The 25,422-nt window shown below is 62.4% G+C and carries 33 protein-coding genes; 21 read left to right on the top strand and 12 right to left on the bottom strand.

Features of this window, described 5'->3' with window-relative positions; all coding sequences use genetic code 11:
• Positions 1 to 67: 67 nt before the first annotated feature.
• The 5 genes from IT775_RS07310 to IT775_RS07290 all read right to left on the bottom strand — a co-directional run bounded on the left by IT775_RS07310 (position 68) and on the right by IT775_RS07290 (position 4,307).
• Complete coding sequence (locus IT775_RS07310; protein WP_212700433.1) at positions 68 to 772, bottom strand: sulfotransferase family 2 domain-containing protein; 705 nt, start codon at positions 770 to 772, stop codon at positions 68 to 70.
• Positions 773 to 918: 146 nt separating this feature from the next.
• On the bottom strand, positions 919 to 1,806 hold the full coding sequence (sucD, locus tag IT775_RS07305; RefSeq protein WP_212700432.1) for a succinate--CoA ligase subunit alpha: 888 nt from the start codon (positions 1,804 to 1,806) through the stop codon (positions 919 to 921).
• A gap of 13 nt (positions 1,807 to 1,819) precedes the next feature.
• The gene (locus tag IT775_RS07300; RefSeq protein ID WP_212700431.1) at positions 1,820 to 2,311 is read right to left on the bottom strand and encodes a hypothetical protein; all 492 of its coding nucleotides are present in this window, start codon (positions 2,309 to 2,311) and stop codon (positions 1,820 to 1,822) included.
• 4 nt (positions 2,312 to 2,315) lie between these two features.
• Positions 2,316 to 3,509 (bottom strand): ADP-forming succinate--CoA ligase subunit beta, encoded by a 1,194-nt coding sequence (gene sucC / locus IT775_RS07295; protein ID WP_212700430.1) that lies wholly within the window; start codon positions 3,507 to 3,509, stop codon positions 2,316 to 2,318.
• 372 nt (positions 3,510 to 3,881) lie between these two features.
• The gene (locus IT775_RS07290; protein WP_212700429.1) at positions 3,882 to 4,307 is read right to left on the bottom strand and encodes a DUF4345 domain-containing protein; all 426 of its coding nucleotides are present in this window, start codon (positions 4,305 to 4,307) and stop codon (positions 3,882 to 3,884) included.
• Between the two features lie 171 nt (positions 4,308 to 4,478).
• On the opposite strand from IT775_RS07290, the gene IT775_RS07285 reads away from it, so the two are divergent.
• Entirely contained in the window at positions 4,479 to 4,979 is a 501-nt protein-coding gene (locus IT775_RS07285) for a TetR/AcrR family transcriptional regulator (RefSeq protein WP_281414347.1), read from the top strand.
• 73 nt (positions 4,980 to 5,052) lie between these two features.
• Here IT775_RS07285 and mdh read toward each other — a convergent pair whose 3' ends face one another.
• The gene (mdh, locus tag IT775_RS07280) at positions 5,053 to 6,015 is read right to left on the bottom strand and encodes a malate dehydrogenase (protein WP_212700427.1); all 963 of its coding nucleotides are present in this window, start codon (positions 6,013 to 6,015) and stop codon (positions 5,053 to 5,055) included.
• Positions 6,016 to 6,176: 161 nt separating this feature from the next.
• Here mdh and IT775_RS07275 point away from each other — a divergent pair, with 161 nt between their 5' ends.
• Entirely contained in the window at positions 6,177 to 6,929 is a 753-nt protein-coding gene (locus tag IT775_RS07275) for a sulfite exporter TauE/SafE family protein (RefSeq protein WP_212700426.1), read from the top strand.
• Between the two features lie 44 nt (positions 6,930 to 6,973).
• Here the strand turns inward: IT775_RS07275 and IT775_RS07270 are convergent, their stop codons facing one another.
• Positions 6,974 to 7,288, bottom strand: coding sequence for a hypothetical protein (locus IT775_RS07270; protein ID WP_343231116.1), 315 nt, complete (start codon positions 7,286 to 7,288; stop codon positions 6,974 to 6,976).
• Positions 7,285 to 7,476: a hypothetical protein gene (locus IT775_RS07265; protein ID WP_212700425.1), complete on the bottom strand. Its 192-nt coding sequence runs from the start codon at positions 7,474 to 7,476 to the stop codon at positions 7,285 to 7,287. The genes IT775_RS07270 and IT775_RS07265 overlap by 4 nt, the downstream gene beginning before the upstream one ends.
• Between IT775_RS07265 and IT775_RS07260 the strand changes: the two genes are divergently transcribed.
• The 13 genes from IT775_RS07260 to IT775_RS07200 all read left to right on the top strand — a co-directional run bounded on the left by IT775_RS07260 (position 7,469) and on the right by IT775_RS07200 (position 17,815).
• Positions 7,469 to 8,326 (top strand): HpcH/HpaI aldolase/citrate lyase family protein, encoded by an 858-nt coding sequence (locus tag IT775_RS07260; RefSeq protein ID WP_212700424.1) that lies wholly within the window; start codon positions 7,469 to 7,471, stop codon positions 8,324 to 8,326. The genes IT775_RS07265 and IT775_RS07260 overlap by 8 nt on opposite strands.
• Positions 8,327 to 8,368: 42 nt before the next feature.
• Positions 8,369 to 8,914: an NnrU family protein gene (locus IT775_RS07255; protein WP_212700423.1), complete on the top strand. Its 546-nt coding sequence runs from the start codon at positions 8,369 to 8,371 to the stop codon at positions 8,912 to 8,914.
• 5 nt (positions 8,915 to 8,919) lie between these two features.
• Positions 8,920 to 9,123, top strand: coding sequence for a DUF1737 domain-containing protein (locus IT775_RS07250; protein ID WP_212700422.1), 204 nt, complete (start codon positions 8,920 to 8,922; stop codon positions 9,121 to 9,123).
• The gene (locus tag IT775_RS07245; RefSeq protein ID WP_212700421.1) at positions 9,123 to 10,154 is read left to right on the top strand and encodes a MaoC family dehydratase; all 1,032 of its coding nucleotides are present in this window, start codon (positions 9,123 to 9,125) and stop codon (positions 10,152 to 10,154) included. Before IT775_RS07250 ends, IT775_RS07245 begins: the two co-directional genes overlap by 1 nt.
• A 436-nt stretch (positions 10,155 to 10,590) precedes the next feature.
• Positions 10,591 to 10,974, top strand: a complete 384-nt coding sequence (sdhC, locus tag IT775_RS07240) for a succinate dehydrogenase, cytochrome b556 subunit (protein WP_212700420.1) — start codon at positions 10,591 to 10,593, stop codon at positions 10,972 to 10,974.
• 13 nt (positions 10,975 to 10,987) lie between these two features.
• Positions 10,988 to 11,359 (top strand): succinate dehydrogenase, hydrophobic membrane anchor protein, encoded by a 372-nt coding sequence (sdhD, locus tag IT775_RS07235; protein ID WP_212700419.1) that lies wholly within the window; start codon positions 10,988 to 10,990, stop codon positions 11,357 to 11,359.
• A gap of 13 nt (positions 11,360 to 11,372) precedes the next feature.
• Complete coding sequence (gene sdhA / locus IT775_RS07230) at positions 11,373 to 13,178, top strand: succinate dehydrogenase flavoprotein subunit (RefSeq protein ID WP_212700418.1); 1,806 nt, start codon at positions 11,373 to 11,375, stop codon at positions 13,176 to 13,178.
• A 9-nt stretch (positions 13,179 to 13,187) separates the two neighbouring features.
• Positions 13,188 to 13,979: an FkbM family methyltransferase gene (locus IT775_RS07225; RefSeq protein ID WP_212700417.1), complete on the top strand. Its 792-nt coding sequence runs from the start codon at positions 13,188 to 13,190 to the stop codon at positions 13,977 to 13,979.
• 35 nt (positions 13,980 to 14,014) lie between these two features.
• The gene (locus IT775_RS07220) at positions 14,015 to 14,797 is read left to right on the top strand and encodes a succinate dehydrogenase iron-sulfur subunit (protein ID WP_212700416.1); all 783 of its coding nucleotides are present in this window, start codon (positions 14,015 to 14,017) and stop codon (positions 14,795 to 14,797) included.
• A gap of 186 nt (positions 14,798 to 14,983) precedes the next feature.
• Positions 14,984 to 15,133 carry a hypothetical protein gene (locus IT775_RS07215; protein ID WP_212700677.1) on the top strand — a complete coding sequence of 50 codons (150 nt, stop codon included), beginning with the start codon at positions 14,984 to 14,986 and terminating at the stop codon, positions 15,131 to 15,133.
• 126 nt (positions 15,134 to 15,259) lie between these two features.
• The gene (locus IT775_RS07210; protein WP_212700415.1) at positions 15,260 to 16,708 is read left to right on the top strand and encodes an FAD-binding dehydrogenase; all 1,449 of its coding nucleotides are present in this window, start codon (positions 15,260 to 15,262) and stop codon (positions 16,706 to 16,708) included.
• A 36-nt stretch (positions 16,709 to 16,744) separates the two neighbouring features.
• Entirely contained in the window at positions 16,745 to 16,954 is a 210-nt protein-coding gene (locus IT775_RS07205; protein WP_212700414.1) for a hypothetical protein, read from the top strand.
• Positions 16,955 to 16,969: 15 nt separating this feature from the next.
• A complete protein-coding gene (locus IT775_RS07200; RefSeq protein ID WP_212700413.1) occupies positions 16,970 to 17,815 on the top strand; it encodes an urea carboxylase-associated family protein in 846 nt (281 codons plus the stop codon).
• 142 nt (positions 17,816 to 17,957) lie between these two features.
• On the opposite strand, the gene IT775_RS07195 is transcribed toward IT775_RS07200, so the two are convergent.
• A complete protein-coding gene (locus IT775_RS07195) occupies positions 17,958 to 20,189 on the bottom strand; it encodes a choice-of-anchor F family protein (protein ID WP_212700412.1) in 2,232 nt (743 codons plus the stop codon).
• 677 nt (positions 20,190 to 20,866) lie between these two features.
• Positions 20,867 to 22,192: a serine hydroxymethyltransferase gene (locus tag IT775_RS07190; RefSeq protein WP_212700411.1), complete on the bottom strand. Its 1,326-nt coding sequence runs from the start codon at positions 22,190 to 22,192 to the stop codon at positions 20,867 to 20,869.
• A 103-nt stretch (positions 22,193 to 22,295) separates the two neighbouring features.
• On the opposite strand from IT775_RS07190, the gene IT775_RS07185 reads away from it, so the two are divergent.
• Positions 22,296 to 23,168 (top strand): LysR family transcriptional regulator, encoded by an 873-nt coding sequence (locus IT775_RS07185; RefSeq protein WP_212700410.1) that lies wholly within the window; start codon positions 22,296 to 22,298, stop codon positions 23,166 to 23,168.
• On the opposite strand, the gene deoD is transcribed toward IT775_RS07185, so the two are convergent.
• Positions 23,148 to 23,852, bottom strand: a complete 705-nt coding sequence (gene deoD / locus IT775_RS07180; protein WP_212700409.1) for a purine-nucleoside phosphorylase — start codon at positions 23,850 to 23,852, stop codon at positions 23,148 to 23,150. The genes IT775_RS07185 and deoD overlap by 21 nt on opposite strands.
• Positions 23,853 to 23,860: 8 nt before the next feature.
• Positions 23,861 to 24,301 (bottom strand): GNAT family N-acetyltransferase, encoded by a 441-nt coding sequence (locus tag IT775_RS07175; protein ID WP_212700408.1) that lies wholly within the window; start codon positions 24,299 to 24,301, stop codon positions 23,861 to 23,863.
• Between the two features lie 180 nt (positions 24,302 to 24,481).
• Here IT775_RS07175 and IT775_RS07170 point away from each other — a divergent pair, with 180 nt between their 5' ends.
• The 5 genes from IT775_RS07170 to IT775_RS07150 are packed head-to-tail and all read left to right on the top strand — an operon-like array spanning position 24,482 to position 25,421.
• Positions 24,482 to 24,652: a hypothetical protein gene (locus IT775_RS07170; protein ID WP_212700407.1), complete on the top strand. Its 171-nt coding sequence runs from the start codon at positions 24,482 to 24,484 to the stop codon at positions 24,650 to 24,652.
• 27 nt (positions 24,653 to 24,679) lie between these two features.
• Complete coding sequence (locus tag IT775_RS07165; RefSeq protein ID WP_212700406.1) at positions 24,680 to 24,811, top strand: RebB family R body protein; 132 nt, start codon at positions 24,680 to 24,682, stop codon at positions 24,809 to 24,811.
• Between the two features lie 3 nt (positions 24,812 to 24,814).
• Complete coding sequence (locus IT775_RS21650) at positions 24,815 to 24,964, top strand: RebB family R body protein (protein ID WP_373050728.1); 150 nt, start codon at positions 24,815 to 24,817, stop codon at positions 24,962 to 24,964.
• Entirely contained in the window at positions 24,964 to 25,197 is a 234-nt protein-coding gene (locus IT775_RS07155; protein ID WP_212700404.1) for a RebB family R body protein, read from the top strand. Before IT775_RS21650 ends, IT775_RS07155 begins: the two co-directional genes overlap by 1 nt.
• Positions 25,197 to 25,421 (top strand): RebB family R body protein, encoded by a 225-nt coding sequence (locus IT775_RS07150; RefSeq protein WP_212700403.1) that lies wholly within the window; start codon positions 25,197 to 25,199, stop codon positions 25,419 to 25,421. Before IT775_RS07155 ends, IT775_RS07150 begins: the two co-directional genes overlap by 1 nt.
• Position 25,422 lies beyond the last annotated feature (1 nt).

The following is a 25,422-nucleotide window of genomic DNA, read 5'->3' as shown; positions in this document are numbered from 1 at the left end:
CACTGCCCGCATTTCGCGCGGGGCATGGGGCGGGGTGTATTTACGCGGGTTCTGTCCGTGTCGCGGGTCATATCGCCCCTCCTGTGCGGGTCGTGTCTTCCGGGTCCAGCGCGTAACCGCCAAGGGTGAACATCCAGGCGAAAGCACGGCGCACCGCGGCGGCGGTGGCATCGTCGTACCACTCGGCCAGGGAACGGCTGTCATCGTCGCGGTGCTGGGTTTTAAGCCGGGGAATGTCCTGCGGGGCTGGAGCCTTGATGCAGGCCGCGAAGCGGGCCAGGTCCTCGGCCAGGTGCTCGAAGCGCAGTACGTCCGTCAGCACCAGGTCGTCGCCGATATGGCAGATGCGGTAGTCGCGTTGCGCGGCCTGGTCGGGGTTGGCGCAGGTCCGCCCGGCAAAGTCGCGGAACCGCGCGATCTGCTCGGCCTTCGGGGCCTGACGGGCGTCGCGCTGGAAGAAGAAGAAGGCCGACAGCATCTTATCGAAGGGATTACGGATGCAAGCCACCCGCGCATAGCGGTCCCAGGCCGCGCCTAAGAGGTCGCGCACTTCGGCGGCGGTCATGTGGTTGTACCAGGTCGGCCGTGTGCCGGTGGCAAGGGCGCCGCGGGCGCCCACAATCCCCTGCTCTGACGTCAGCATGTCGGTGGTATGGCTGGGCACATGGCCCGCAGGCATGCAGAGTGGTTCCAGCGCCACCTCGGCCGAGGTCCCGGCGGTCTTGCCCGTCTTGAGATAGACGAACCCATGCGCGTGCGAGACCAGCGTCATGAGGTGGCCTCCGCGTGTCTGGCTGTGATGGCTGTCTCGCGCATTGCGGTCGTCCTTATGTTTCTGGGCGGCTGTCCAAAGGATCCGGGGCCGCCCCGCGCCCCTCGGATGGCCCGGACCCGAAGGACCGGGCCGTCTCACCGGCCTCAGCCGATCTCAATCGCCTTCTGCACGGCTTCGCCTAGGGTGGCGGGGCTGTCGGCGACAACGATACCGGCGGATTTCATCGCCTCGATCTTGTCTTCCGCACCGCCCTTGCCGCCGGCGACGATGGCGCCTGCGTGGCCCATGCGGCGGCCCGGAGGTGCGGTGCGCCCGGCGATGAAGCCCGCGCAAGGCTTCCAGCGGCCCTTCTTCTTCTGTTCCTTCAGGAACTCGGCCGCTTCTTCTTCTGCCGAACCGCCGATTTCACCGATCATGATGATCGACTGGGTTTCGTCGTCGTCCAGGAACATGTCCAGCACGTCGATATGTTCGGTGCCCTTGATCGGATCGCCGCCGATACCCACCGCCGAGGACTGGCCCAGGCCGATGTCGGAGGTCTGCTTGACCGCCTCATAGGTCAGGGTGCCGGAACGCGACACGACGCCGACCGACCCGCGCTTGTGGATGTGGCCGGGCATGATGCCGATCTTGCAAGCGCCGGGGGTGATGACGCCGGGGCAGTTCGGCCCGATCAGGCGCGATTTGCTGTCTTCCAGCGCGCGCTTCACCTTCATCATGTCCAGCACCGGGATGCCTTCGGTGATGCAGACGATCAGTTCCATTTCCGCGTCGATCGCTTCGAGGATCGAGTCGGCCGCGAAGGGCGGGGGAACATAGATGACGGATGCGTTGGCTTCGGTCTTGGCCTTGGCTTCGTGCACCGAGTTGAAGACCGGCAGGCCCAGGTGTTCCTGGCCGCCCTTGCCGGGGGTCACGCCGCCGACCATCTTGGTGCCGTAAGCGATCGCCTGTTCGGTGTGGAAGGTGCCTTGCGAGCCGGTCAGGCCCTGACAGATCACCTTGGTGTTTTCGTCTACGAGGACTGCCATTTTGGCGTTCTCCCTATTTTAAGCCCATACTGGGCAATGGTTTTCCGATGAAGGTGGAGATCACGGGCGTTTCCGACCCAAATGTCACCTTCTTGAAGTATTCACGTTCATCATCCGTCAGTTTCGGGTGAACGGATGCGCCCGGGGTGTGCCGGAACCAAACGCGCATGTAGGTCAAGTGATGTGCCTGAGATGCGTCGACCGAGCATTCCGCATGGGCAGCGACATTACCTCTTTCAGTGGTTGCACTTGCATTCGGAAAGATGACTCTCCGATCCTCGACTGTTTCACTTAAGACGGCTTTGAGACCGACGAAACTCGGATCGCCCAGAGTGACCTGGGTGACGTTTTCACCTTTCTCCAGAACTGTCCTGGTGATCTCCTCAGCACAGGATCGGCATATAGGATCGAGATAACCCGGGCAGGCCGACGTTGTATAGGTATCAGCCCCGGCGCTTTGCGCCGCGGCCAACACCGATGCCACCATCAGAACCTGCCGGTTCATACCTTCACCCCTTCACCGCTTTCACGATCTTCTCGGCGCCGTCGCTGAGGTTGTCAGCGGCGATCACGTTCAGACCAGAGGTGTTGATGATTTCCTTGCCGGCTTCCACGTTGGTGCCTTCCAGACGGACGACCAGCGGGACCTGCAGGCCGACTTCCTTCACCGCGGCGACCACGCCTTCGGCGATGACGTCGCAGCGCATGATGCCGCCGAAGATGTTGACCAGGATGCCTTTGACGTTCGGGTCCGAGGTGATGATCTTGAACGCCTCGGTGACCTTTTCCTTGGTGGCGCCGCCGCCCACGTCGAGGAAGTTGGCCGGTTCCGCGCCGTAGAGCTTGATGATGTCCATGGTGGCCATCGCCAGGCCCGCACCGTTCACCATGCAGCCGATCTCACCGTCCAGAGCGATGTAGTTCAGGTCGTATTTCGACGCCTGCAGTTCCTTCGGATCTTCCTCGGTTTCGTCGCGCAGTGCGGCGATGTCGGCGTGGCGGTAAACCGCGTTGCCGTCAAAACCCAGCTTGGCGTCCAGCACCTTGAGGTTGCCTTCGTCGGTCACGATCAGCGGGTTGATTTCCAGCATTTCCATGTCCTTCTCGACGAAGGCCTGGTAGAGCTGACCCATCAGCTTGACGCATTGCTTGACCTGCGCGCCGGCCAGACCCAGCGAGAAGGCGATGCGGCGGCCGTGGAACGGCATGTAGCCGGTGGCCGGGTCGACCGAGAAGCTGAGGATCTTTTCGGGGGTCGAAGCCGCGACTTCCTCGATGTCCATGCCGCCCTCGGTCGAGCAGACGAAGGAAATCCGGCTGGTAACGCGATCGACCAGCAGCGCCAGGTACAGTTCGCGTTCGATGCCGGACCCGTCTTCGATGTAGATCCGGTTGACCTGCTTGCCCGCCGGGCCGGTCTGATGCGTGACGAGGGTGCGGCCCAGCATCTTCTTGGCTTCCTCGGCGGCTTCTTCCACCGACTTGGCCAGGCGCACGCCGCCCTTTTCGCCGGCGTCGGCTTCCTTGAAGGACCCCTTGCCGCGGCCGCCTGCGTGGATCTGTGCCTTGACCACCCAAAGCGGGCCGTCGAGTTCACCGGCGGCGGTTTTTGCGTCTTCGGCCTTCAGGACGACACGTCCTTCCGATACCGGGGCGCCGTATTCGCGAAGCAGTGCTTTCGCCTGATACTCATGAATGTTCATGAAACTGTCCCGTCTTGCTACGATTGGGTTCGGTCTGACACAGGCCAACGCGATGTTTAATCGTTTTTTTAGGCGCGGACGGGTTTTGATGAAGATTTCTGCAATTTGTGATCACACGCGCAAAAAGCGTGATCACAAACGCGCAGATAGTGTTTGCAGTGATTCGCGGAGCGCCAAATTTATTCAAAAAACGAAGATTATCAGGTTAAGTTTTTTGCCGCTGAAGCAAGAAACGCGGCCCATTCACGTTTATCGATGATGGTTGCCCGCGCCTGCGGGTCGCGTTTTACAAAGAGGGGTAGCGGATTGCGCTGACGGTTCGCGTGAAAAAGTCGGGCCTCATCATCCGGATGAGGCCCGCCTGTGTTGCTTTTAAATGCGGGCTTGGTTTGTCGCCATAGGCGTGCCGGCCCCCGTGCTTTTTCCCCGCCACAAGAGGGCGAGCGCGGCCAGCCCCAACGCCCATTCAATGGCGGTGACTGTGGCGAGCGTCGCGTCCGGCGCCCCGTCAAAACCGATGCTGACAAAGCGGCCCAGCCCGTAACCCAAATAGGCCAGGGCGGACAGCAAAAGCGCAAGTTCGATGTGGCGGCCGCGCAGCGCGGACCAGAGCACAAATAGGCCGGACACCAGCAGGACCATCCCGCCCGAGCGCAGATCGGAACGCAGAAGGGTCATATCGGGCAGGGAATGCCCCGAACTGGAATACATCATATCCGGCGCGAAGCTGAGCATTAGGCCAACCAGCATCAGGACGGCCGCGGACAGAAAGAGGAAGGGCTTTATGAATTTTGTCATGGCAAGAACTTTCTTTGACACGGTGTAAGATTTCTGTTTAGACGACTTAAAATCTTACACTGTGTCAAGTTAAAATCTTACATCATGTCAAATAAACGAGAAAAAACCCGCCATCTCCTTCTGGATACGGTCCTTTCTTTGTTACTGGCCCCCGAGGGGTCGCCCTTGCGGATGATCGATGTGGCCAAGGCGGCAGGGGTCACCCGGCAAACGGTCTATGCCCATTTCTCCAATCGGTCCGAAATGCTGATCGCTGCGATTCTGCATTTCGGCGACCAGTTGGATATCGACGACCGGCTGGCCCCCAGCCGTGCCGCACCGGACGGACGCAGCCGCCTCACGGCCTACACCCGGGCCATGCTGGAATTCTTCCCTGCGATCTACCCGCTGAAACAGTCGTTGATGCGAATGGGGGGCAGCGATGAAGAGGCCAAGTCGGCCTGGGAGGATCGCATTCGCGCGATGAAGGAAGGCTGCGCGGCGGCGGTCCGTGCGCTCAAATCCGATGGCGTCTTGCTGGATCATCTATCCGAGGCGCGGGCGACGGATCTCTATTTCACGCTGCTGAACATGGACGGATGGGCCCATTGCGTGTTGGAAAACGGCTGGCCGGAAGCGGACTATCTGGCCGAAATGCAGAGGGTGACCCATCTGGCGTTGGTGAAACCCTGAACTGAAGGCCGCAAACGACAAAAGGGACCGGCGAACCGGACCCTTTCGAAATGTCTTGCTGATGATCTGACGCTTATGCCAGCGACGGATCGATTTCCTTACAAGCGGCGACCAGGCCTTTCACGGCGTCGACCGACTTGTCGAACATGACCTGTTCTTCCTTGTTCAGCTTGATGTCGACGACCTTTTCGATGCCGCCGGCACCGATCACGGTCGGCACGCCGACATACATGTCCTTGACGCCGATTTCACCGTCGCAATAGGCGGCGCAGGGCAGGACGCGCTTCTGGTCCTTCAGGTACGCTTCGGCCATTTCGATCGCTGCGGTGGCGGGCGCATAGAAGGCCGAACCGGTTTTCAGCAGGCCGACGATTTCGGCGCCGCCGTCACGGGTGCGCTGCACGATGGCGTCCAGCTTGTCCTGGGTGGTCCAGCCCATTTCGACCAGGTCGGGCAGCGGGATGCCGGCGACGGTCGAATAGCGTACCGAGGGAACCATGGTGTCGCCGTGGCCGCCCAGAACGAAGGCGGTGACGTCTTTCATCGACACCTTGAATTCCTCGGCCAGGAAGTGGCGGAAGCGGGCCGAATCCAGCACGCCAGCCATGCCGCAGACCTTGTTCGCGGGCAGGCCCGAGAACTGCTGCAGTGCCCACACCATCGCGTCGAGCGGGTTGGTGATGCAGATCACGAACGCGTCGGGAGCGTTGGCGGCGATGCCTTCGCCGACCGACTTCATCACTTTCAGGTTGATGCCCAGCAGGTCGTCGCGGCTCATGCCGGGCTTGCGAGGCACGCCGGCAGTCACGATGCAGACGTCTGCGCCCGCGATGTCGGCGTAATCCTGAGTGCCCTTCAGCGAGGCGTCAAACCCTTCCGAGGGGCCCGACTCGGCGATATCGAGCGCTTTGCCTTCGGGGGTGCCTTCGGCGATGTCGAACAGAACGACGTCACCGAGTTCTTTCAGGGCTGCGAGGTGGGCAAGGGTGCCACCGATCTGTCCTGCGCCGATGAGGGCAATCTTGGGTCTGGCCATGGAATTTATCTCCGGTCCGTTGAGAAATCGCGCATGGGGTAGACCCTTACGATCATTCACGCAAGGGCGCTACGATGCGGCGACGGGATTTTTGTGACTGTCATATGACGATTTTTGCAGATAAATCAGGAGCGATAGCGCGAACAGCGGGGATTTGGGAAATGCAGTTGGACTTGGCCACTTTGGCGATTGCTGCCGCTGCCGTGGTGTTCGCCGGTATTTCCAAGGGCGGTTTCGGGTCGGGGGCGGCGTTCGCCTCGGCGGCGATTCTGGCCGTCGTGATGGAACCGGGACAGGCCATCGGCATCATGCTGCCGCTGTTGATGCTGATCGACGTGTCGACCCTGCGTCCCTACTGGAAAAAGTGGAGCTGGCCCGAGGCCCGCGTGCTGATCGTCGGATCGGTGCCGGGGATCGTTGCGGGCGGATGGCTGTATCAATCTGTGGACGCTGACGTGTTCCGTATCCTGATCGGCGGCATCGCGGTGGCTTTCGTGGCGTGGCAACTGGCGCTGAGGCTGAAACTGATCGGCGCGCCCAAGCGGGCGATGCCGGTCTGGGGCGGGACGATCGCCGGGGCGGTGGCGGGTTTCACCAGCTTCATCAGCCATGCGGGCGGGCCACCGGCGGCGGTTTACCTGCTGTCGCGGGGCCTGGGCAAAACGCCCTATCAGGCGACCACCGTTCTGACCTTCTGGGCGGTCAACCTGGCCAAGTTCGTGCCCTATTTCCTGCTGGGAATCTTTTCGGTGCAGACCTTCATGGCCGATCTTGTGCTGGCGCCCTTCGCGCTGCTTGGCGCGTGGATCGGGGTGCGGCTGCATTATCGCATCCCGGAGCGTGCGTTTTTCAGCCTGACCTACGTGTTGCTGATCCTGACCGGGGCGAAACTGATCTGGGATGGGGTGACGTGAACGGGCCGATCTTCTGAGGCCAAGTCGGTGCGCGCGTTGCGCCCTCAGATTCGAGTGCCCTGGGCGGACCGCGCCTCGGCCCGTTTCTGATAGGCCTGACCGCTGGCCAGCAGGCAGCTCAAGCCGGTCGGCAGGGTGGCGAGGATGGTCCAGGTGCCGGTGTCGGTCGAGGCGAAAATCTCGATCACCCGGTTGTTCGATCCCAGTCCGATGGATTGCCGGGTTTCGCCGTAGCGGTCCGCCAATTGCGCGATCACCTGATCGCGGGGCGCGCAGCGGTTGGCGGTTTGCGCTTGCGCCGCGCCCGCCAGCACCAGCGCGGCGAAGGCGAGCGTGAAGACCTTGGTTGTCATCGTCATCCCCTTTCAATTTGGCCTGATCCGGTGCGCAAAGCCTGCCGGTCCGGCGCTGAAGACGTGGTTAACGTGACGTCCCGCGCCGCAGCGCCGTTACGTATTTCTGCGATGCGGCAAAAATCTGCTTGAAGTTTTTGGTAAAAAATGCCCAATTCCGCGCAAGATTGTTGCGAGGAGATGAAAATGGACATGACCGCCCGCCCGTATCGTTCGGTTCTTTATATTCCCGGGTCCAAGGACCGGGCGCTGGACAAGGCGCGGGGCTTGCCGGTGGATGCGATCATCTTCGATCTCGAAGACGCGGTGACCCCCGACGCCAAGGTCGAAGCGCGCGCCACGCTGAAGGCGGCGCTGGATCAGGGCGGTTACGGCAGCCGGGCCAAGATCATCCGGATCAACGGGCTTGATACCGAATGGGGCAAGGGCGATGTCGAAGCGCTGCGCGACGCCGATGCCGACGCTTTCCTGCTACCCAAGGTGGACAGTGCCGCCGATGTGCAGGCGCTGGCCGATCTGCTGGGCAACGGCAAACCGATCTGGGCGATGATGGAAACCCCGTTGGGGATCATGAACGCGCTGGAAATCGCCGCCCATCCGCAACTGGCGGGTTTCGTCGCGGGCACCAACGATCTGGCCAAGGAACTGAACTGCCGGTTCCGCGCCGACCGTTTGCCGATGCAGATGGCGCTGCAGACGATCCTGATGGCGGCGCGGGCGCATGGCGTGGTGGCGATCGACGGTGTCTACAACCAGTTCAAGGATGACGAGGGGCTGAAGGTAGAATGCGATCAGGGCCGTGACCTGGGTTTCGACGGCAAGACGCTGATCCACCCGGCGCAGGTCGAGGTGACCAACGCCGCCTTCGCGCCGTCCGAGGCCGAGATTGACCTTGCCAAGCGCCAGATCGCAGCGCTGGAAGAGGTCGAAGCGGCAGGGCAGGGCGTTGCGGTGGTCGACGGCAAGATCGTCGAAAACCTGCATGTCGAAACCGCGAAAAAGACCCTCGCCAAGGCCGCAGCTATTGCCGAACTGGCCAAATAAGGCACATTAGCGCCCAGAGAACCAAATGGAACGGAGGTCTCCATGATCTGGCTTATTCTGGGCGTGCTGCTGTGGTCGGGCGCGCATTTGTTCAAACGACTGGCGCCCGAACTGCGCGCCTCCTGGGGCGAAAAGGCCAAGGGGCCGATCGCCTTGCTGTTGCTGCTGTCGCTGGTGCTGATGGTGGTCGGATACCGCACCGCAGACGGCGCGGTGTACTGGGGCCGCACCCCTATACTGGCCGGGATCAACAACCTGCTGATGCTGCTGTCGATCTACCTTTTCGCCGCCTCGGGGATGAAAACCCGCCTCACCGCCAGGATCCGCCATCCGCAGCTGGCCGGGGTCAAGGCTTGGGCCCTGGGGCACCTGCTGGTGAACGGCGACGTGCCGTCCTTCATCCTGTTCGGCGGCATGCTGATCTGGGCGGTCCTTTCGGTCATTCAGATCAACAGCATGGAGCCGGAGTGGAAGAAACCGACCGAATTTTCCACCGGCAAGGAAATCGGCGCTGCGGTCGGAACCGTGGTGGTGTTCGGCGCGATCGCCATGATCCACACCTGGCTTGGCTATAACCCGTTTGGATGAGACCCATGAAGATTTATCGTTTTCTGACCGCTGACGACACCTCGGCCTTCTGCCACAAGGTGACCGAGGCCCTGAACAAGGGCTGGGAATTGCACGGTGACCCGACCTATGCCTTCGATGCCGCCAATGGCGTCATGCGCTGCGGTCAGGCGGTGACCAAGGATGCGCCCGGCGAATACCATCCCGAACTGAAACTTGGAGAACTGTGATGGCGAAGACCAATCCGGGCCGCTTTTTCGAAGACTACAAGCTGGGCGATGTGATCGCCCACGCGGTGCCGCGTACCGTGGGCGAAGGAGAACGGGCGCTCTATCATGCGCTCTATCCGGCCCGTCACGCGCTGTATTCCTCGGATGAATTCGCCCGCGATTGCGGTCTGGCCGAAAGCCCACTGGACGATCTGGCCGCCTTCCACGTGGTGTTCGGCAAGACGGTGCCGGACGTGTCGCTGAACGCGGTTGCCAATCTTGGATATGCCGAGGGCAAGTGGCTGCAGCCGGTTTATCCCGGCGACACGCTGCGTTCGGTGTCCGAGGTGATCGGGCTGAAGCAGAATTCCAACGGCAAGTCGGGCGTCGTCTATGTCCGCACCCGCGGCATGAACCAACTGGGCGAGGTGGTGCTGGATTACGCCCGCTGGGTGATGGTGCGCAAACGCGACCTTGATGCGCCGGCGCCGGAAACGGTGATCCCCGAGCTGAAGAAGGTGATCCCGGTCGAGGAACTGGTGATCCCCGAAGGGCTGGATTTCTCAAACTACGATTTCACCCTGGCCGGCGAACCGCATCGCTGGGGCGATTACGAAGTGGGCGAAAAGATCGACCATGTCGACGGCGTCACCATCGAGGAAGCCGAACACATGATGGCGACCCGCCTGTGGCAGAACACCGCCAAGGTGCATTTCGACGCCACTTTCCGTCCCGATGGGCAGCGGTTGATCTATGGTGGTCACGTGATTTCGATGGCCCGTGCGCTGTCGTTCAACGGGCTGGCCAACGCGCAGATGATCGTTGGTCTAAACGGCGGTGCCCATGCCAACCCCTGTTTCAGCGGCCTGACGGTGAAGGCGTGGTCCGAAGTTCTGGACAAGGCAGAGACATCCGCGCCCGGCGTCGGCGCCATCCGCCTGCGCCTGGTCGCCACCAGCGGGGGGGAACCGTTCCGGCTGAAGGGCGAGGACGGCAAATACCTGCCCGAGGTTCTGCTGGATATCGATTACTGGGCTTTGATGCCGATGTGACCGGCCTTCAAGCTGGCCTGCCTGATTTCTCTTATGATCGGCCCCACCTTCCGGTGCGGGCCGATTTCCATTTCAGGCGGGCGTGACGGTGCCGCCGATAGCGTGATCACGCTCTCGGGGCGCCCAAGGCGGAAGCGGAGCAGCCCGTGCCGCCGCAATTCCGGTCAAGTGCCGTGCCAAGCCGCGCCATGTGCGGCTCATCACGGCAGGAAATCGTAATGTGCGGCGATGCTTCGCCCGTCGCGGAATCGAGGAAAAACCCGATTATTTCGATAAGATATATTTGTGATCACGCCGGGTTTCGCCGTGATCACAAAGGTAAAATTTTCCCTCTTTTCTGCGGGGTTTAGCGCAATCGCTACCCCCGTTGCGCGTGACACGGGCAAAAAAAACAGTAAGAAAGAGGCTAAGTAAGGGAACCCTGAAAGGATCTGATATGGCTGATGTGAAAAAGGCCGAGCGCCCGCTTTCCCCGCACATCCAAATCTATCGCCCCCAGCTGACTGCAATCACGTCCATTCTGACGCGAATTACCGGAAACGCCCTGATCGTCAGCGCGGTTCTGGTTGTGTGGTGGTTGCTGGCCGCGGCGACGAGCGCTGAATACTATGCCCTGGCTGATGCCGTGATGACCTCGTGGTTCGGCGACCTGGTCATGACCCTGTCGGTGCTGGGGCTGTGGTATCACTACCTCGCGGGCCTGCGTCACCTTTATTTTGACGCCGGTCACGGGCTGGACATCCCCACCGCTGAAAAGCTGGGCTGGGCCTGCCTGATCGGATCGGTCGCGCTGACCGTCCTGACCCTCATCATCGTATAACCGGAGCCGAGCCATGCGTTACCTGACCGCCCGTAAACGCGCCGAGGGCAAAGGCGCTTCCCATACCGGGACCGAACACCACTGGTACATGACCGTCAGCGCCGTCGGTCTGGCCTGTATCGTCCCGCTTTTCATCTTCATCTTCGGCCGCGCGCTCGGGTCTTCTCACGAGGAAGTGCAGGCGATCTTTTCGCGCCCGTTCACCGCGGTTCTGACCGCTCTGGTCCTGCTGGTCGGCCTGCGCCACTTCGCGAAAGGCGCGCAGATGATGATCGAAGACTATGCGCAAGGTACCACGCGCAAGTTGCTGGTGATGTTCGTGATCGGCCTGTCCTACGTGGTGACCGGCTTCGGTCTGTTCGCCCTGGCCAAGATCGCGCTCTGAAGGAATTAGGAAAATGGCTGCATACAAATACGAAACGCACGAATATGACGTGGTTGTCGTCGGCGCCGGCGGCGCGGGTCTGCGGGCCACGCTGGGCATGGCCGAACAGGGGCTGCGCACAGCTTGTGTGACCAAGGTTTTCCCGACCCGGTCGCACACCGTGGCGGCACAAGGCGGCATCGCCGCCTCGCTCAGCAACATGGGCCCGGACAACTGGCAATGGCACATGTACGACACCGTCAAGGGGTCGGACTGGCTTGGCGATACCGACGCGATGGAATACCTCGCGCGCGAAGCGCCCAAGGCGGTTTACGAACTGGAACATTACGGCGTGCCGTTTTCGCGCACCGAAGAGGGCAAGATCTACCAGCGTCCCTTCGGCGGCCACACTACCGAATTCGGTGAAGGCCCACCGGTGCAGCGCACCTGCGCCGCCGCCGACCGGACCGGCCACGCGATCCTGCACACGCTGTACGGCCAGTCGCTGAAGAACAACGCCGAATTCTACATCGAATATTTCGCCATCGACCTGATCATGTCCGATGACGGTCAGTGCCAGGGCGTGGTGTGCTGGAAACTCGACGACGGCACCTTCCACGTGTTCAACGCCAAGATGGTGGTGCTGGCGACCGGCGGGTACGGCCGGGCCTTCTTCTCGGCTACCTCGGCGCATACCTGCACCGGTGACGGCGGCGGCATGGTGGCACGTGCCGGGCTGGCGCTGCAGGACATGGAATTCGTTCAATTCCACCCGACCGGCATCTACGGGTCCGGCTGCCTGATCACCGAGGGCGCCCGCGGCGAAGGCGGTTACCTGACCAACTCCGAAGGCGAACGGTTCATGGAGCGCTATGCGCCCCAGTACAAGGACCTGGCGCCGCGCGATTACGTGTCGCGCTCGATGACGATGGAAATCCGTGAAGGCCGCGGCGTCGGCGAACATGGCGATCACATCCACCTGAACCTGTCGCACTTGCCCGCCGAAGCGCTGGCCGAACGTCTGCCGGGCATTTCGGAAAGTGCCAAGATCTTCGCCGGTGTCGACGTTACCAAGGAACCGATCCCGGTCCTGCCCACCGTGCACTACAACATGGGCGGTATCCCGACCAATTACTGGGGCGAGGTTCTGAACCCGACCGCGGACAATCCCACCGCCGTCGTGCCCGGCCTGATGGCTGCGGGCGAAGCCGGCTGCGCCTCGGTGCACGGCGCCAACCGTCTGGGCTCGAACTCGCTGATCGACCTTGTGGTGTTCGGCCGCGCGGCCTCGATCCGCGCCGGTCAGGTGGTTGACCCGAACGCGCCGAACCCGGTTCTGAACCAGGCGTCGATCGACAAGGCCTTTGAGCGGTTCGACGGTCTGCGCAACGCCAATGGCGGCATCCCGACCGCGGAACTGCGGCTGGAAATGCAGCGCACAATGCAGTCGGACGCGGCGGTGTTCCGCACCGACAAGACCCTGAAGGAAGGGGTCGAAAAGATGACTGCGGTTGCCGCCAAGATGGACGATCTGAAAGTGACCGACCGGTCGCTGGTCTGGAACAGCGACCTGATGGAAACGCTGGAACTGGCCAACCTGATGCCGAACGCGCTGGCCACCATCGTCGGAGCCGAGGCGCGCAAGGAATCCCGCGGCGCCCACGCGCACGAGGATTACCCGGATCGCGACGACAAGAACTGGCGGATCCACACCGTGTCCCGCGTCGAGGGCAACAAGGTCGATCTCAGCTATCGTCCGGTGATCCTCGATCCGCTGAGCACCGAAGACGAAGGCGGCATCTCGCTGGAGAAGATCGCGCCGAAAGCGCGGACCTTCTAAGGGGCGGCGATGGACCGGCAGCAGCAAAAACACCTGCGCAAGGCCTTTCAGGTCGCCGGACCCAAGGTCCGGCGCCACCTGCGGCCGCTGCTGCCGCAAACCGCGGTCAGCTTCGCGGGGGTGGAGCTGCTGGTCAATCCGCGGGACAATTTCACCGAACAGTGCATCTGGCTGAACGGTGAACCGCCCGAGGCGCAATCGCTGCAAGCTCTGACCGACATCGTGAGGGGAAAGCGGGCGCTGGTGCTGGATATCGGCGGCAACTGCGGCGCCTTCGCGGTGCCGCTGGCGCGCGCCGCCGGTGCGGGATCGCGGGTGATCGCTTTCGAACCCAACCCGGTGATGCTGGGGCGGCTGGGCGAAAACGTGCGCCGCAACGGCCTTGGCGACGTGGTGCGGATCGAAGGCTGTGCTCTTGGTGCCGAGGAAGGCGAGGCCAAGCTGATGCTGAGCGCCGGAAATTACGGTCAGGCATCGCTGCGCGGTGTCGGCAAGGGCAAGGCCGACGGCACCGTGTGCGTGCCGGTCCGGCCGCTGGCCCCCTATATGAAGGGCGCGGACGACTATGATGTCTGTGTCATCAAGATCGACGTCGAAGGGTTCGAGGATTCGGTTCTCGGCCCGTGGCTCGATCAGGCGGGCGAGGCTGACATGCCCGATGCCATCCTGATCGAAACCGAACATGCCGCGGAGTGGGGCGGCGACCTGATCGGGCGGATCACATCCGCCGGGTATGCGCCCCGGTTCGAAGGCGAAGGAAATACACTGTTTGTCCGCGATGCGGGCCGACTGAGCGATTAACGGCGGCGTCGTCCGCAGAAGTAGGAGAAGCGACAATGGTCCAACTGACGCTCCCCAAGAATTCCCGCGTCCGTACCGGGAAGACCTGGCCCAAACCCGAGGGCGCGACGAACGTGCGCAAGTTCCAGATCTATCGCTGGAATCCCGATGACGGCGAAAACCCCCGGGTCGACACCTATTTCGTCGACATGGACAAATGCGGCCCGATGATCCTGGACGCGCTGATCAAGATCAAGAACGAGATCGATCCGACCCTGACCTTCCGGCGGTCCTGCCGCGAAGGCATCTGCGGGTCCTGCGCGATGAATATCGACGGCATCAACACGCTGGCCTGTATCTACGGCATGGACGAGGTCAAGTCGGACACGGTCAAGATCTACCCGCTGCCGCACATGCCGGTGGTCAAGGACCTGATCCCCGACCTGACCCACTTCTATGCGCAGCACGCGTCGATCATGCCGTGGCTGGAAACCAAGACCAACCGGCCCGCCAAGGAATGGAAGCAGTCGATCGAGGACCGCAAGAAACTCGACGGCCTCTATGAATGCGTGATGTGCGCCAGCTGCTCGACCTCCTGCCCGAGCTACTGGTGGAACGGCGACAAGTATCTTGGGCCGGCAGCGCTTCTGCACGCCTATCGCTGGATCATCGACTCGCGCGATGAAGCCACCGGCGAACGGCTGGACGATCTGGAAGATCCGTTCAAGCTGTATCGCTGCCACACCATCATGAACTGCGCCAAGACCTGCCCGAAAGGTCTGAACCCGGCCAAGGCGATTGCCGAGATCAAGCGCATGCTGGTGAACCGCACGGTCTGACCGGGCGCAAATCCAGTGCTTTGAAAGGGCCCGCCACGACGCGGGCCTTTTTCTTTTCCCGGTCATCGGTCACCCCGTCAAACCTGCAAATGCTGCATGGCGGCACGGCGCGAATGGTAGATGTCATTTTCCGCACAATGTTTAATTTCAGCGTCACGGGGGGAACGTCAGAGAACCGAGGCAATGATGTCCGATACCGCACAAACCCAAGAAGCACGGTCCCGCGAAGCGCTGGAAGCCCTGGAACAGGCCTATGCCTACTACATCCCGGAAGAAGCCGTGAACGGCAGCGACGAAGATTTCGTGGAATATTACGAATACGCCGCAGCGGCCTGAGGCCGCCCGCACGGCAAGAGCAAAAGGCGCGTCCCTCCGAGGGCGCGCTTTTTCTTTACGCGAGGTCCGGGTTTGCGGAAACCCCCGTCCCGCTTAGCCTGACGGCGGGAGGATACGCCATGGTCGATGTCATCGTCGTGGGCGCCGGACTGGATGGGCAGCGCCGGCTTCGACCGGCCCGAGGATGCCAACCCCCGCAGGGTGGCCGAGGCCTATGTCGATTTCGCGGCGGGCGAGATGCGGCCTTGGCTGAAAAGTCTCGGCATGCGCTGGTTCCCGGTGGTCGGCTGGGCCGAACGGGGCGGATCGCTGGCCGACGGTCATGGCAATTCGGTGCCGCGTTTCCATATCACGTGGGGCACCGGGCCTGGGGTGGTCGCGCCGTTCGAACGGCTGGTGCGGGCAGCGGCGGACGACGGGCGGCTCAGCTTCGGTTTCCGTCACCGGGTGACCGACCTGATCGTGGCAAACGGCGCGGTGGCCGGGGTCGCCGGCGAGGTTTTGCGCGCGGATACGGCAGCACGCGGGCAGTCGACCAATCGCGACGTGACCGGAAGGTTCGAACAGCGCGCCGGGGCGGTGATCGTGACCTCGGGCGGGATCGGCAGCAATCACGCCATGGTGCGCGCCAACTGGCCCACCGACCGTCTGGGACCCGCCCCCGATCGGATGGTGGCCGGGGTGCCGGACTATGTCGACGGACGGATGCAACAGATCGCCAAGGCCGCCGGGGCCGGGGCGATCAACGAAGACCGGATGTGGCATTACACCGAAGGGCTGGCGAACTGGGATCCGATATGGCCCAATCACGGCATCCGTATTCTGCCCGGGCCCAGTTCGGTCTGGTTCGATGCTCTGGGGCAGCGGATGGAGGCCCCCTGCCTGCCCGGTTTCGACACGCTGGCGACGCTGAAGCGCATCCTGTCGACCGGACATGACCACAGCTGGTTCATCCTGACCCAGAAGATCATCGAAAAGGAATTCGCGCTGTCGGGCAGCGAACAGAATCCGGATCTGACGGCGGGCAAGTGGTCGGCGGTGATCCGGGCGCGGCTGGCGGGCAAGGGCGCGCCCGCCCCGGTCGAGGCGTTCAAGACACATGGCGAGGATTTCGTCGTCGCCGATACCCTGAGCGATCTGGTTGCGGGCATGAACCGGCTGACGCCTGACGCGCCTGTCGACCTCGCCCGGATCGCGGCGCAGATCGAGGCGCGCGATGCCCAGATCGACAACGAGTTCGCCAAGGATGCGCAGATCATCGCCATCCGGCAGGCCCGTGCCTATCGTGGCGATCGTCTGATCCGCACCGCCAAGCCGCACAAGATCCTCGATCCCGGCAACGGGCCGCTGATCGCGGTGCGGCTGAACATCCTGTCCCGGAAATCGCTGGGCGGATTGCATACCGATATCAACGGCCAGGTGCTGCGCCCGGACGGTTCGCCCTTTGACGGGCTGTTCGCCGCCGGGGAGGTCGCGGGCTTCGGTGGTGGCGGCTATCACGGTTACAACGCCCTGGAAGGCAGCTTTCTGGGCGGCTGCATCTTTTCCGGGCGCGCCGCGGGGCGGGCCGTCTGAGCTTTTCTTCGGCGCCGGAATTTGCGAAGCAGGGCCATGCCTATCCTTGGTCTGTTGCTGGCCTTCATCCTGGTCATGATCCTGTCGAACCGTCGCACGCGCCATTGTAAATGGCGCGCCGACCGGCGTCACGACCGCGAAGGGCAAAGCTGTTACCGTTGCATGGTTTGCGGTGTGGAGCGCTTTACTTCGGACGGCAAGCCGCCCAAGGATTGTCATGCGGAAACCCCGCCGCCATCCCTTTGAAACCGCAGGTGTGACATGACCGATATTCCCGCCGATGCCGAAACCCGCCGCGCTGTCGCGCCGGTGATCTGCTATCCCAATGACACCTTGCCCAAGGTGGATCTGGCGCTGTACCGGGGCGCCCGCGAAGGCGCGCGGAAGGTCGACGAGGTGCTGGTGCCGCCACGCGAGGCGATGGCATTCAGGGTGGCGGCAGGGCAGTTTTTCCGCGTTTCCTCGGTCGAAGGGCCGCAGGTTGGCGACCTGAACCTGTGGAATGCGCATGACCTGTCGGAACGGTTCTATTCCGGCAAGACGCGGGCGTTGCACGGCACCCATCTGAGCACCGGCGAACGGATGTGGTCGGCCTTCCCGTTTCTGCGACCGATGGCGACGATCACCGAAGACACGCTTGGCTGGTACGGGATCGACGGCTATGGCGGGTCGGTGCATGACGTGATCGGCACCCGCTGCGATCCCTACACCCATAACTTGCTGTCGGGCGGGCAGTATCACCATTGCTGTCATTCCAACCTGACACGGGCATTGGCCGATGCGACGGGTATGACCTTGGCCGAGGCCGAACCGCATGTGCACGACGTCCTCAACGTCTTCATGTGCACCGGGTTCACCCGCGATACCGGGCAGTATTTCATGAAGGCCAGCCCGGTGCGTCCGGGCGATTACCTCGAGTTCTTTGCCGAGATCGACCTGCTGGGGGCCCTGTCCGCCTGTCCCGGCGGCGATTGTTCCTCGGAGCATTCCAGCGACGAGGCCGCCTGCTATCCGCTTCTGGTGGAAGTTTTCGCCCCCGAAGAAGGGGCATTGCAGGGCTGGTCGCAGCCGGGGACAAACGGATACGACAGGACGCACGGACGGTAAGGGCACGCCGAAACGGGACGGCTTCGCCCACGCGGCGGCTAATCCGTCAAAGGTCGGGCGCCGACAGGGCTGACAGAAAAGCGGCGCGGACAAGGACTGTCCGCGCCGCTGAATGTTTCAGGTCTTCTTTTGCTTCTGTAGCTCAGAACACCATTTCGACGAACAGGTTGCCGCGATGCTCTTCGTAACCCGAGGACAGCGCCCCGTTGTAGCCGAGACCGACGCGCGTGGTTTTCCCGCTCTGGTTCGAAAGCGTCCAGGACACTCCCGCGCCGAGGTCCAGCCAGTTATCGTCCAACCCGTCAACGGGGGCGGCGAAGGTCGGCAGGTTGCTTCCCGAGAAGCTGGTCGACACGGTCATGTCGTCGCCGCTCCGGGCAGCCCATGCCGCGTAGCCGAAGGCCTTGAAGTTGCCGCCGTTCTTGGTGGCGCCTTGGGTTTCGCCGCGAAGGCCGAGGCGCGCGACGGTGACCTCTGCATCCTGTGCGCCGATATCGAGGTTGTAGAGCCCGGCACCGGTTTCGCTGAAGCCATCAACCGAGATCTTGTAATACTCGGCCGATGCCATCGGACCGAAGGACATTGCACCCTTCTGCATCATCCAGTCAGCCCCGAGCGATGCGAACACGGTTTCGCCATTGGTGCTTCCGGTGGCCGTCTGGTTGACCGTGCCGAAAGTGATGTTGCGCGTCGAATCGTAGGACAGGTCCTGATATCCGGCTGCCGCCTGAACGCGAACACCGCCGACATTGAACCGGGTGAAGCCGGCAATGGTATAGGCCTCTGCATCCAGCGATCCGCGCCCGGCCATGATGCTGGCCTCGCCCTGCTGGGCGCCGAACATCAGGCCCGCAGTGACGTTTTCATTGAGCGCGCGTTCGAAACCGCCATGGAAGCTGAAGCTCGAGGTGGAGAAACCGGCATTGTTCGCGGTGCGGTCGTAATCTGCCGATGTGCCGCCGATCTTGACGAAGGCGCGGGTGCCATCGCCGACGCTCCAGTTGCCGGCCCCCCTGGAGGGTTGCTCGTTCGCGCCTTGTCCCAGTTCGCCGCCGTTCAGCGCGGCGATGGATTCGGACCCGAAGGAATAGGCAAGGCCGCTATAGGCCCCCAGGAAGCTGTAGCCGACGCTTTCCAAGGCGAGCTGCTGTTCGGCAGCGGTCGGCAGCGCCTCGATTGCGGCGAGCGCGCCCAGATAGCCGGGATCGGCATTGAGGAACGGCACGTTGGCGGCATCAAGTGTGGCGGCCATGCCAAACTGGAAGTCGGTCGCGCTGACTTCGACGATCGGTGCGAAGGTCGGTACGATGCGCAGGGTGAATTCGCCCAGGGCAATATCGCCGACATCCAGGTTGAAGTTCAGGTTGACGTTCGAAAGGTCTTCGATCGGCAGAACCTCGAACACGTCCCCCGCTTCCATCAGCGCCGCGATATTGGCGGGAATTTCGTCACCGCTCGCATAGGACAGGTCGGCAACTGTGACACCCAGAACGTCGGCCAGATCGGCCAGCCGGGCAGCAAGGTCGGTGGCATCGGCATTCATCGACCCCCAAACCCAGTTGCCGGCCCCGCCGTTGGCGCGATGGTCGTACCAGGCGATCAGGGCGTCTTCATCCGTGGTGTCGGCCACCACTTCGTCCCAGAACATCCCGTCGGGAAGCATCGTGCGCGCCAGCAGGGAATCGCCGAACAAGTCTAAATGGTCTGCGTTGGTCAGGTTCGCGCCGCTCAGAACGGTGAGGTCGGTGTTCGACGTCAGTTCGAAACCGGCGCGTTCGGGGCTGAAAAAGCCGATATCGCCTTCCTGTCCGCCGTCGCCGAACAATCCGTCGGGGAACCAGGACCGCTGCAGCGGCGCCTGTCCTTCGGTGCCGACCAGGAACGGCCAGTCGATGGCGTTCGCTTCGCTCAGCGTGACCAGGTTGTCGAACAGCACCGCGGACGCGGGATTGGACGGGTCCATCGCCACGAAATCGTCGCCGGTGCCGGTGCCGAGCTGAAGCTGGAAGCTCTGGATCCGAGCGCCCGTCGTGTTGGAGGTTTTACCGTAGTTGAAATACTCGGTAATCCCGCTGCTGTCCGCAGTCGAGAAAACGAGGTCCAGCGCCCCGTTACCGGTCATGAAGGTCTTGAAGCGGTTGCCGGTGCCGGGGCCTTCGGCGCAGCCAGCGCCGGGCTGGCTGGAACGGAGACAGTTCAGCACGCCGCTGGGGGAAAATTCGTTGCCGACGAAGTCGTCGTTGTTGATGTCCCCGGTGACGGCGAAGATGCCGGGGTCGACGACGCCCTCATCTTCATCGGCAAGAACGAAGCCGAAACCGAACGGGCCGGTGAAGCCTTCGATCGTTCCCGCATTGATTGCAGTTGATGCCATGAGACCCGCAGTCAAGGAAACGACTGCCGCGATAGGCCGGATTAAAGTCACAATAAGCCTCCATTCTGATAGGCGTGAGATCAGCTGTCCTATGCCGATCCATTTTTTAGATTATTTTCCCGAAATTTTGTGCAAATTCGGTATGATTGTTCGTTAAGCGCATTACTGCCCGGGAAGGTATTTGGTCCCTAGCGACCCTTCAAGCGGAAAAGCGCAGCGCGTCATCCGCAAAGCATTTCAAAAAAAGAATGTTTCCCCAATGCAACAATAGGCTGTTTGCATACCTGTTTTACAAGGCTTCTTCGGGCGCATTGATATGGATCAAGTTTTCGACTTAAAAAATGGACAAGGCGCAAATTTCGGCGCCAGAATACGACATCTTCCCTGCGCCCCAAGCGGGGTCAGATGAAACTTGGGGCGTGGCCAAGACAGGCATGTCGGCGGCGCAATTTTCGGGGACAGCGGAGAGGACATTTTCCAATAGAGGCGCGAGACACATGATGACCGCATCTGGCAGTGGCGTAACGAAGCCGCCGACAGCGCGGTCAAATGTTCGCCAACGCTGCGGCCGGTTTCCAAGGCATCACCGGATCAAGGTTGCCGGGAAAATCGCGTCGGCCGGCAGCCTTGGTTCTGTTCCGAACACCTTGGATGTTTCGGAGAGGATAGGGGACCTATCAGCTGTCGTGGATGTAGTGAAGCCGGTTGAAAATCTTGCGCCACGCGGCGACCTCGGCGGCAAGGTTTTCGGGCGCGTTCGAATGCAGCGCGGTCGTGATCAATCTGGCCAGTTCCGGCATGTGCTCGGGCGTCATGCCCCAGCGGACAAGTTCCGGCGTGCCGATGCGCAGCCCGTTCAGGTCGCCGTCCACCTCGGCGATGGGCAACCCGATGCCGCAGGCCAGGAATCCCGCCTTGCGCAGTTTTTTCGAGGCCGCCTGACCGCCGCCGAACCCGGCCGCTTCCAGCGCGAATTGATGCGACGTGGTTGCGCCCTTGTCGGCGGCAAAGACCGGCAGGCCCTGATCGCCAAGCGCGCGGGCCAGCGCCCGGGCGGTGTCGATCATCGACCGGGCATATCCGGTGCCGTGATCGCGCCAGTCCAGCATGGTCATCGCCAGAGCGGCGGATTTGGCGGCGTCGAAATTGGCGGTCATGCCGGGGAAGGCGATGGCGTCGAGCCGCTCAGCGATATCCGCATCGTTGCTGACGATCAGCCCGGAAGGCGGGCCGCCGAGCGATTTGTAAGTGCTCATCGTCATCAGGTGCGCGCCCTGGTCAAGCGGGCTGGGCCAGGCTTGGCCCGCGATGATGCCGCATTGATGCGCCGCGTCGAACAACACATGCGCGCCGACCTTGTCGGCGATGGCGCGGATATCGGCGACCGGATGGGGGAACAGGTTCAGGCTGCCGCCGATGGTGATGATCCGGGGCCGGACCCGTTCGGTCAGCGCTGCCAGCCCGTCAAGATCGACGCTGTAGCCGTCGGCATCGACTGGGGCGGCGTGGCTTTGCAACCCGTAAAGCCCGGCGCAGCCCGCCGCGTGATGGGTGACATGGCCGCCGATGCTGGCGGGCGGAGTGATGATCGCATCGCCCGGTTTGGCCAGCGCCATGAAGCCGTAAAGGTTGGCGATCGCGCCCGACGGCACCCGGATTTCGGCATATTTGGCACCGAAGATTCCCGCGCAAAGTTCGGCCGCGATCACCTCGATTTCCTCGATCGCTTCCAGCCCCATTTCGTACTTGTCGCCGGGGTAACCAAGCGACGGACGGGTGCCTAGCCCCGAGGCCAGCAAGGCCTCGGCGCGCGGATTCATCACGTTGGTCGCGGGGTTGAGGTTGAAGCAGTCGCGTTCGTGGATTTGCCGGTTGGTTTCGGCAAGGGTTTCCAGACGGGCGGCCAGACCGGCGCTTGCCCTGACCGCGGTGTCGTTGGCGATGCGCTGTACAAGGGTTTCAGCCTGCGGCGGGACCCAGTTGCGTTTCGTGAGATGGGGCATTGGTTCGATTCCTGAGTGGCGTTTCGCTCAGAAAATCGCGGCGGGGGACTTTGCGCAAATCAGTTTTCATATATTCTTGGCCTAGAAAAACTAGGTCTTCGCCATGTCCGTCCATCCTCCACGCCCCTCGGGGCCGCCCCTGAACGCCCTGCGCGCCTTTGAAGCCGCAGCAAGGCTTGGCGGATTTTCCCGCGCCGCCGACGAATTGTGCGTCACCCCCGGCGCGGTGGCGCAGCAGGTCAAGGCGCTGGAGGACTGGGCGGGGGTCGCCCTGTTTGACCGGCAGGCGCAGGGGGTGGTGCTGAACGACATGGGCCGGCAGGTGCTGCCGTTGGCGACCCGCGCCTTCGATCAGGTCGCTGCCATGGTGCAGGAGTTGCGCGCGGTGGCCAGCCCCAACCGGTTGCATATCGCGGCCTTGCCGGCAGTGGCGCAACTGTGGCTGTCGCCGCGCCTGCCGGGGCTGCGGCGGGCGCTGCCGGATCTGGAAATATCGGTCACGGCGATGGAGCAGCCGCCCAACCTGGAGCGCGACCCCTTCGACATGACGCTGTTCTTCGGCGACCCGGCGGAGGGCGAGCAGATTGCCGATGACGTGATCCTGCCGGTCTGCGCGCCCGCCCTGGCGGGCTGTCTGGCCGAAGTTGCCGATCTGGCCAGGCTGAATTGCCTGTCCGACAGCGCCTGGGCGGGGGACTGGCCACTTTGGTTGCAGCAGGCTGCCGGGGCAGAGGCCCCGACCCTGCGCGGGCCGGTGTTTTCGCTTTACGCGCTGGCGGTGCAGGAAGCGGTCAACGGGGCGGGCGTGTTGATGGGGCACCGCTGCCTGATCGAGCGCGATCTGCGCGAGGGCAGGCTGGTGGCGCCCTTCGATCAACCGGTCGCCACCGGAAAGGCGCTGATCATGCAGCTGCGCCAGCCGGTGCGGACCCCGCTGGCGCGGCTGGCGGCGGCGTTACGCGAAAGCCGCCTCTAGCGCGATTTCCACCATGTCGCCGAAAGATTTCTCGCGATCTTCCGAAGGCAAGGCTTCGTGGCTGATCAGGTGGTCGGACACGGTCAGCACGGCCAGCGCCCGCACCCCGTAACGCAGGGCGAGATTGTAAAGCTCGGCGGCTTCCATCTCGACGCCAAGGATGCCATGGCGGATCATCTGTTCGTTCAGGTCGGGCCGTTCATCGTAGAAGACATCGGCCGAATAGATGCCGCCGACATGCGTAGCGACGCCCTTGGCCTCGGCCGCGCCGGCGGCGGCCTTCAGCAGCGACCAGTCGGCCGAAGGGGCGAAGTTCAGTTCCCTGAAAATGCCGGTCGATGGCGTCGAGATCGACGAGGCGGTCATCGCCAGGATCACGTCGCGCAGTTTCACCTTGTCCTGCATGCCGCCGCAGGACCCGATACGGATAAGGGTTTTCGCGCCGTAATCGCGGATCAGTTCATTGGCGTAGATCGACAGTGACGGCATCCCCATGCCCGACCCGTGGATGGTCACCGGGTTACCCTTGTAGCTGCCGGTGTATCCCAGCATCCCGCGCACTTCGTTCACCAGCCTGGGGTCGTCGAGAAAGGTTTCCGCCGCCCATTTGGCTCGATACGGATCGCCGGGCAGCAGCACGGTTTCAGCGATCTCTCCGGGTTTTGCGCCGATATGAATGGTCATGGGGTGTCCTAGCGCTGGTACTTGATGAAGGGCGTGAGGGTGCCGATCCGATCATAGAGCTGACGGGCGTTATGGTTGAAGTCCTGTGTCAGCCAGTAAACCGTGGGGGTGCCGTTTTCATCCGCGGCTTTGTAGACCGCTTCGATCAGCGCCCGGCCGATGCCCTGGCCGCGAACCTCCGGATCGGCATAGAGGTCCTGCAGGTAACAGACATCCTCCACCCGCCAGTTGTGCGCGTGATAGATATAGTGAACCAGACCGACGGCTTTGCCATCAAGCTCGGCCAGCAGCGCTTGCTGCTGTGTCCGTTCGGGATCGACCAGCCGGGCGAAAGTGGTCTTGTGAACCTCTTCGGGCAGGCTGCTTTCGTAAAATACCAGATAGGCGGACCACAGCCGCCGCCATTCCGTTTCGTCCTCGGCTTTCAGGGGGCGTATGTTCAAGCTCATTCGGATACCTCGCTCTTTCCGGACTACAATGAGGAAGTCGTCAGGTCATGACAACAAAGGCTCAAAAGGGACGTGGAGGAAACCGTGGATGGCATTTCAAATTGTGGCGAAATTTCAATACGCAATTTCCCCTGGTGTTGTAGTGTGGGGACGTCGAGGGCGCAATCTAGGAGGCCCCGCGTGCCGCAAACAGATCATTCAGACATTTCCGAAGTAATCAAAGCTCAATTGGATTTCGCGCGCGACATTTCAGAAATGATGCTGGCGGCCACCGAACGCCAGCAACAGGCGCAAATGGCGCAGCAGGAGAAGCTGTCTCAATTGTGTCAGTCCATACTTTCCGGTTCCTGAATTTACATTTCGACGGGGGAATTATTCATGCCCGACAAGGCCGATGCGGAAACAAGAAAAGAAACCGACGCTCCGTCACAGGCTCCCGATGCCGGTAAGTACTCGGATGTCAAAGTGCTGGCGGATGCGCCGGCGATGGCGATGGGGTCAATCTACTAGACGCTGTCCCATTCCACCGGCCTCCTGTTCGCCAATGCGGTGAGCACGCAGCAGCAGAACGCGATCATTTCTCAGGCGGCGACGACCCTGGGTGTCTCGTTCCTGCTTGGGGGAACGAATTCGGAGCAAGATTCGATGAAAGGTAAGAAGTAATGGCATTTCCAACCTCCGTGAACGATCAGATTACCGACGCCGTGACGCAGTCCAACGTCAAGATCCTGTCCGAAGCGCCGTCGATGGCCATGGGGTCTATGTACCAGTCGGCCGCACATTCTTCGGGCATCCTGATGGAAAACGCGGTCGCCAGTCAGCAGGCCGGGGCGACATTGCTGCAGGCGGTTGTGTCCAGTGCAGTCAAACACCTGATGGAAGGAAGACCGTCCTGATGGCATGGCCAACCAATGTGAACGGCAAGATCACCGACGCGGTGACGCAATCCGCCCTGATGGCCCTGGGAACCGCGCCGGCAACGGCGCTGGGCGCGCAGCAGCAGGTCTGGGCGCATGCCATGGGGCTGGGGTTTGAAAATGCGGTTGCGCGGCAGCAGGCGGGACAAACCCTGGCGGAGGCGTTTCTCGCGGTTGTCGTTACGGATGCAAAAGGGCAATGAA

This window comes from Thalassovita aquimarina, assembly GCF_018219815.1.
GTDB classification, from domain to species: Bacteria; Pseudomonadota; Alphaproteobacteria; order Rhodobacterales; family Rhodobacteraceae; genus Thalassobius; species Thalassobius aquimarinus.
This window is presented reverse-complemented; position numbering and strand designations above follow the sequence as displayed.

Bases quoted from the DNA above. Each gene is read 5' to 3' on its own strand.
- sdhD (WP_212700419.1), top strand. From the start codon at position 10,988: ATGCGTTACCTGACCGCCCGTAAACGCGCCGAGGGCAAAGGCGCTTCC.
- IT775_RS07260 (WP_212700424.1), top strand. From the start codon at position 7,469: ATGGACATGACCGCCCGCCCGTATCGTTCGGTTCTTTATATTCCCGGG.
- IT775_RS07225 (WP_212700417.1), top strand. From the start codon at position 13,188: ATGGACCGGCAGCAGCAAAAACACCTGCGCAAGGCCTTTCAGGTCGCC.
- sucD (WP_212700432.1), bottom strand. From the start codon at position 1,806: ATGGCAGTCCTCGTAGACGAAAACACCAAGGTGATCTGTCAGGGCCTG.
- IT775_RS07190 (WP_212700411.1), bottom strand. From the start codon at position 22,192: ATGCCCCATCTCACGAAACGCAACTGGGTCCCGCCGCAGGCTGAAACC.
- IT775_RS07220 (WP_212700416.1), top strand. From the start codon at position 14,015: ATGGTCCAACTGACGCTCCCCAAGAATTCCCGCGTCCGTACCGGGAAG.
- IT775_RS07155 (WP_212700404.1), top strand. From the start codon at position 24,964: ATGGCATTTCCAACCTCCGTGAACGATCAGATTACCGACGCCGTGACG.
- IT775_RS07195 (WP_212700412.1), bottom strand. From the start codon at position 20,189: ATGGCATCAACTGCAATCAATGCGGGAACGATCGAAGGCTTCACCGGC.
- sucC (WP_212700430.1), bottom strand. From the start codon at position 3,509: ATGAACATTCATGAGTATCAGGCGAAAGCACTGCTTCGCGAATACGGC.
- IT775_RS07205 (WP_212700414.1), top strand. From the start codon at position 16,745: ATGCCTATCCTTGGTCTGTTGCTGGCCTTCATCCTGGTCATGATCCTG.
- IT775_RS07255 (WP_212700423.1), top strand. From the start codon at position 8,369: ATGATCTGGCTTATTCTGGGCGTGCTGCTGTGGTCGGGCGCGCATTTG.
- IT775_RS07275 (WP_212700426.1), top strand. From the start codon at position 6,177: ATGCAGTTGGACTTGGCCACTTTGGCGATTGCTGCCGCTGCCGTGGTG.
- IT775_RS07200 (WP_212700413.1), top strand. From the start codon at position 16,970: ATGACCGATATTCCCGCCGATGCCGAAACCCGCCGCGCTGTCGCGCCG.
- IT775_RS07165 (WP_212700406.1), top strand. From the start codon at position 24,680: ATGCCCGACAAGGCCGATGCGGAAACAAGAAAAGAAACCGACGCTCCG.
- IT775_RS07185 (WP_212700410.1), top strand. From the start codon at position 22,296: ATGTCCGTCCATCCTCCACGCCCCTCGGGGCCGCCCCTGAACGCCCTG.
- mdh (WP_212700427.1), bottom strand. From the start codon at position 6,015: ATGGCCAGACCCAAGATTGCCCTCATCGGCGCAGGACAGATCGGTGGC.
- IT775_RS07290 (WP_212700429.1), bottom strand. From the start codon at position 4,307: ATGACAAAATTCATAAAGCCCTTCCTCTTTCTGTCCGCGGCCGTCCTG.
- sdhC (WP_212700420.1), top strand. From the start codon at position 10,591: ATGGCTGATGTGAAAAAGGCCGAGCGCCCGCTTTCCCCGCACATCCAA.
- deoD (WP_212700409.1), bottom strand. From the start codon at position 23,852: ATGACCATTCATATCGGCGCAAAACCCGGAGAGATCGCTGAAACCGTG.
- IT775_RS07265 (WP_212700425.1), bottom strand. From the start codon at position 7,476: ATGTCCATTTTCATCTCCTCGCAACAATCTTGCGCGGAATTGGGCATT.
- IT775_RS07150 (WP_212700403.1), top strand. From the start codon at position 25,197: ATGGCATGGCCAACCAATGTGAACGGCAAGATCACCGACGCGGTGACG.
- IT775_RS07310 (WP_212700433.1), bottom strand. From the start codon at position 772: ATGACGCTGGTCTCGCACGCGCATGGGTTCGTCTATCTCAAGACGGGC.
- IT775_RS07175 (WP_212700408.1), bottom strand. From the start codon at position 24,301: ATGAGCTTGAACATACGCCCCCTGAAAGCCGAGGACGAAACGGAATGG.
- IT775_RS07300 (WP_212700431.1), bottom strand. From the start codon at position 2,311: ATGAACCGGCAGGTTCTGATGGTGGCATCGGTGTTGGCCGCGGCGCAA.
- IT775_RS07285 (WP_281414347.1), top strand. From the start codon at position 4,479: ATGATCGATGTGGCCAAGGCGGCAGGGGTCACCCGGCAAACGGTCTAT.
- IT775_RS07245 (WP_212700421.1), top strand. From the start codon at position 9,123: ATGGCGAAGACCAATCCGGGCCGCTTTTTCGAAGACTACAAGCTGGGC.
- IT775_RS07270 (WP_343231116.1), bottom strand. From the start codon at position 7,288: ATGACGATGACAACCAAGGTCTTCACGCTCGCCTTCGCCGCGCTGGTG.
- IT775_RS07215 (WP_212700677.1), top strand. From the start codon at position 14,984: ATGTCCGATACCGCACAAACCCAAGAAGCACGGTCCCGCGAAGCGCTG.
- IT775_RS07250 (WP_212700422.1), top strand. From the start codon at position 8,920: ATGAAGATTTATCGTTTTCTGACCGCTGACGACACCTCGGCCTTCTGC.
- sdhA (WP_212700418.1), top strand. From the start codon at position 11,373: ATGGCTGCATACAAATACGAAACGCACGAATATGACGTGGTTGTCGTC.
- IT775_RS07210 (WP_212700415.1), top strand. From the start codon at position 15,260: ATGTCATCGTCGTGGGCGCCGGACTGGATGGGCAGCGCCGGCTTCGAC.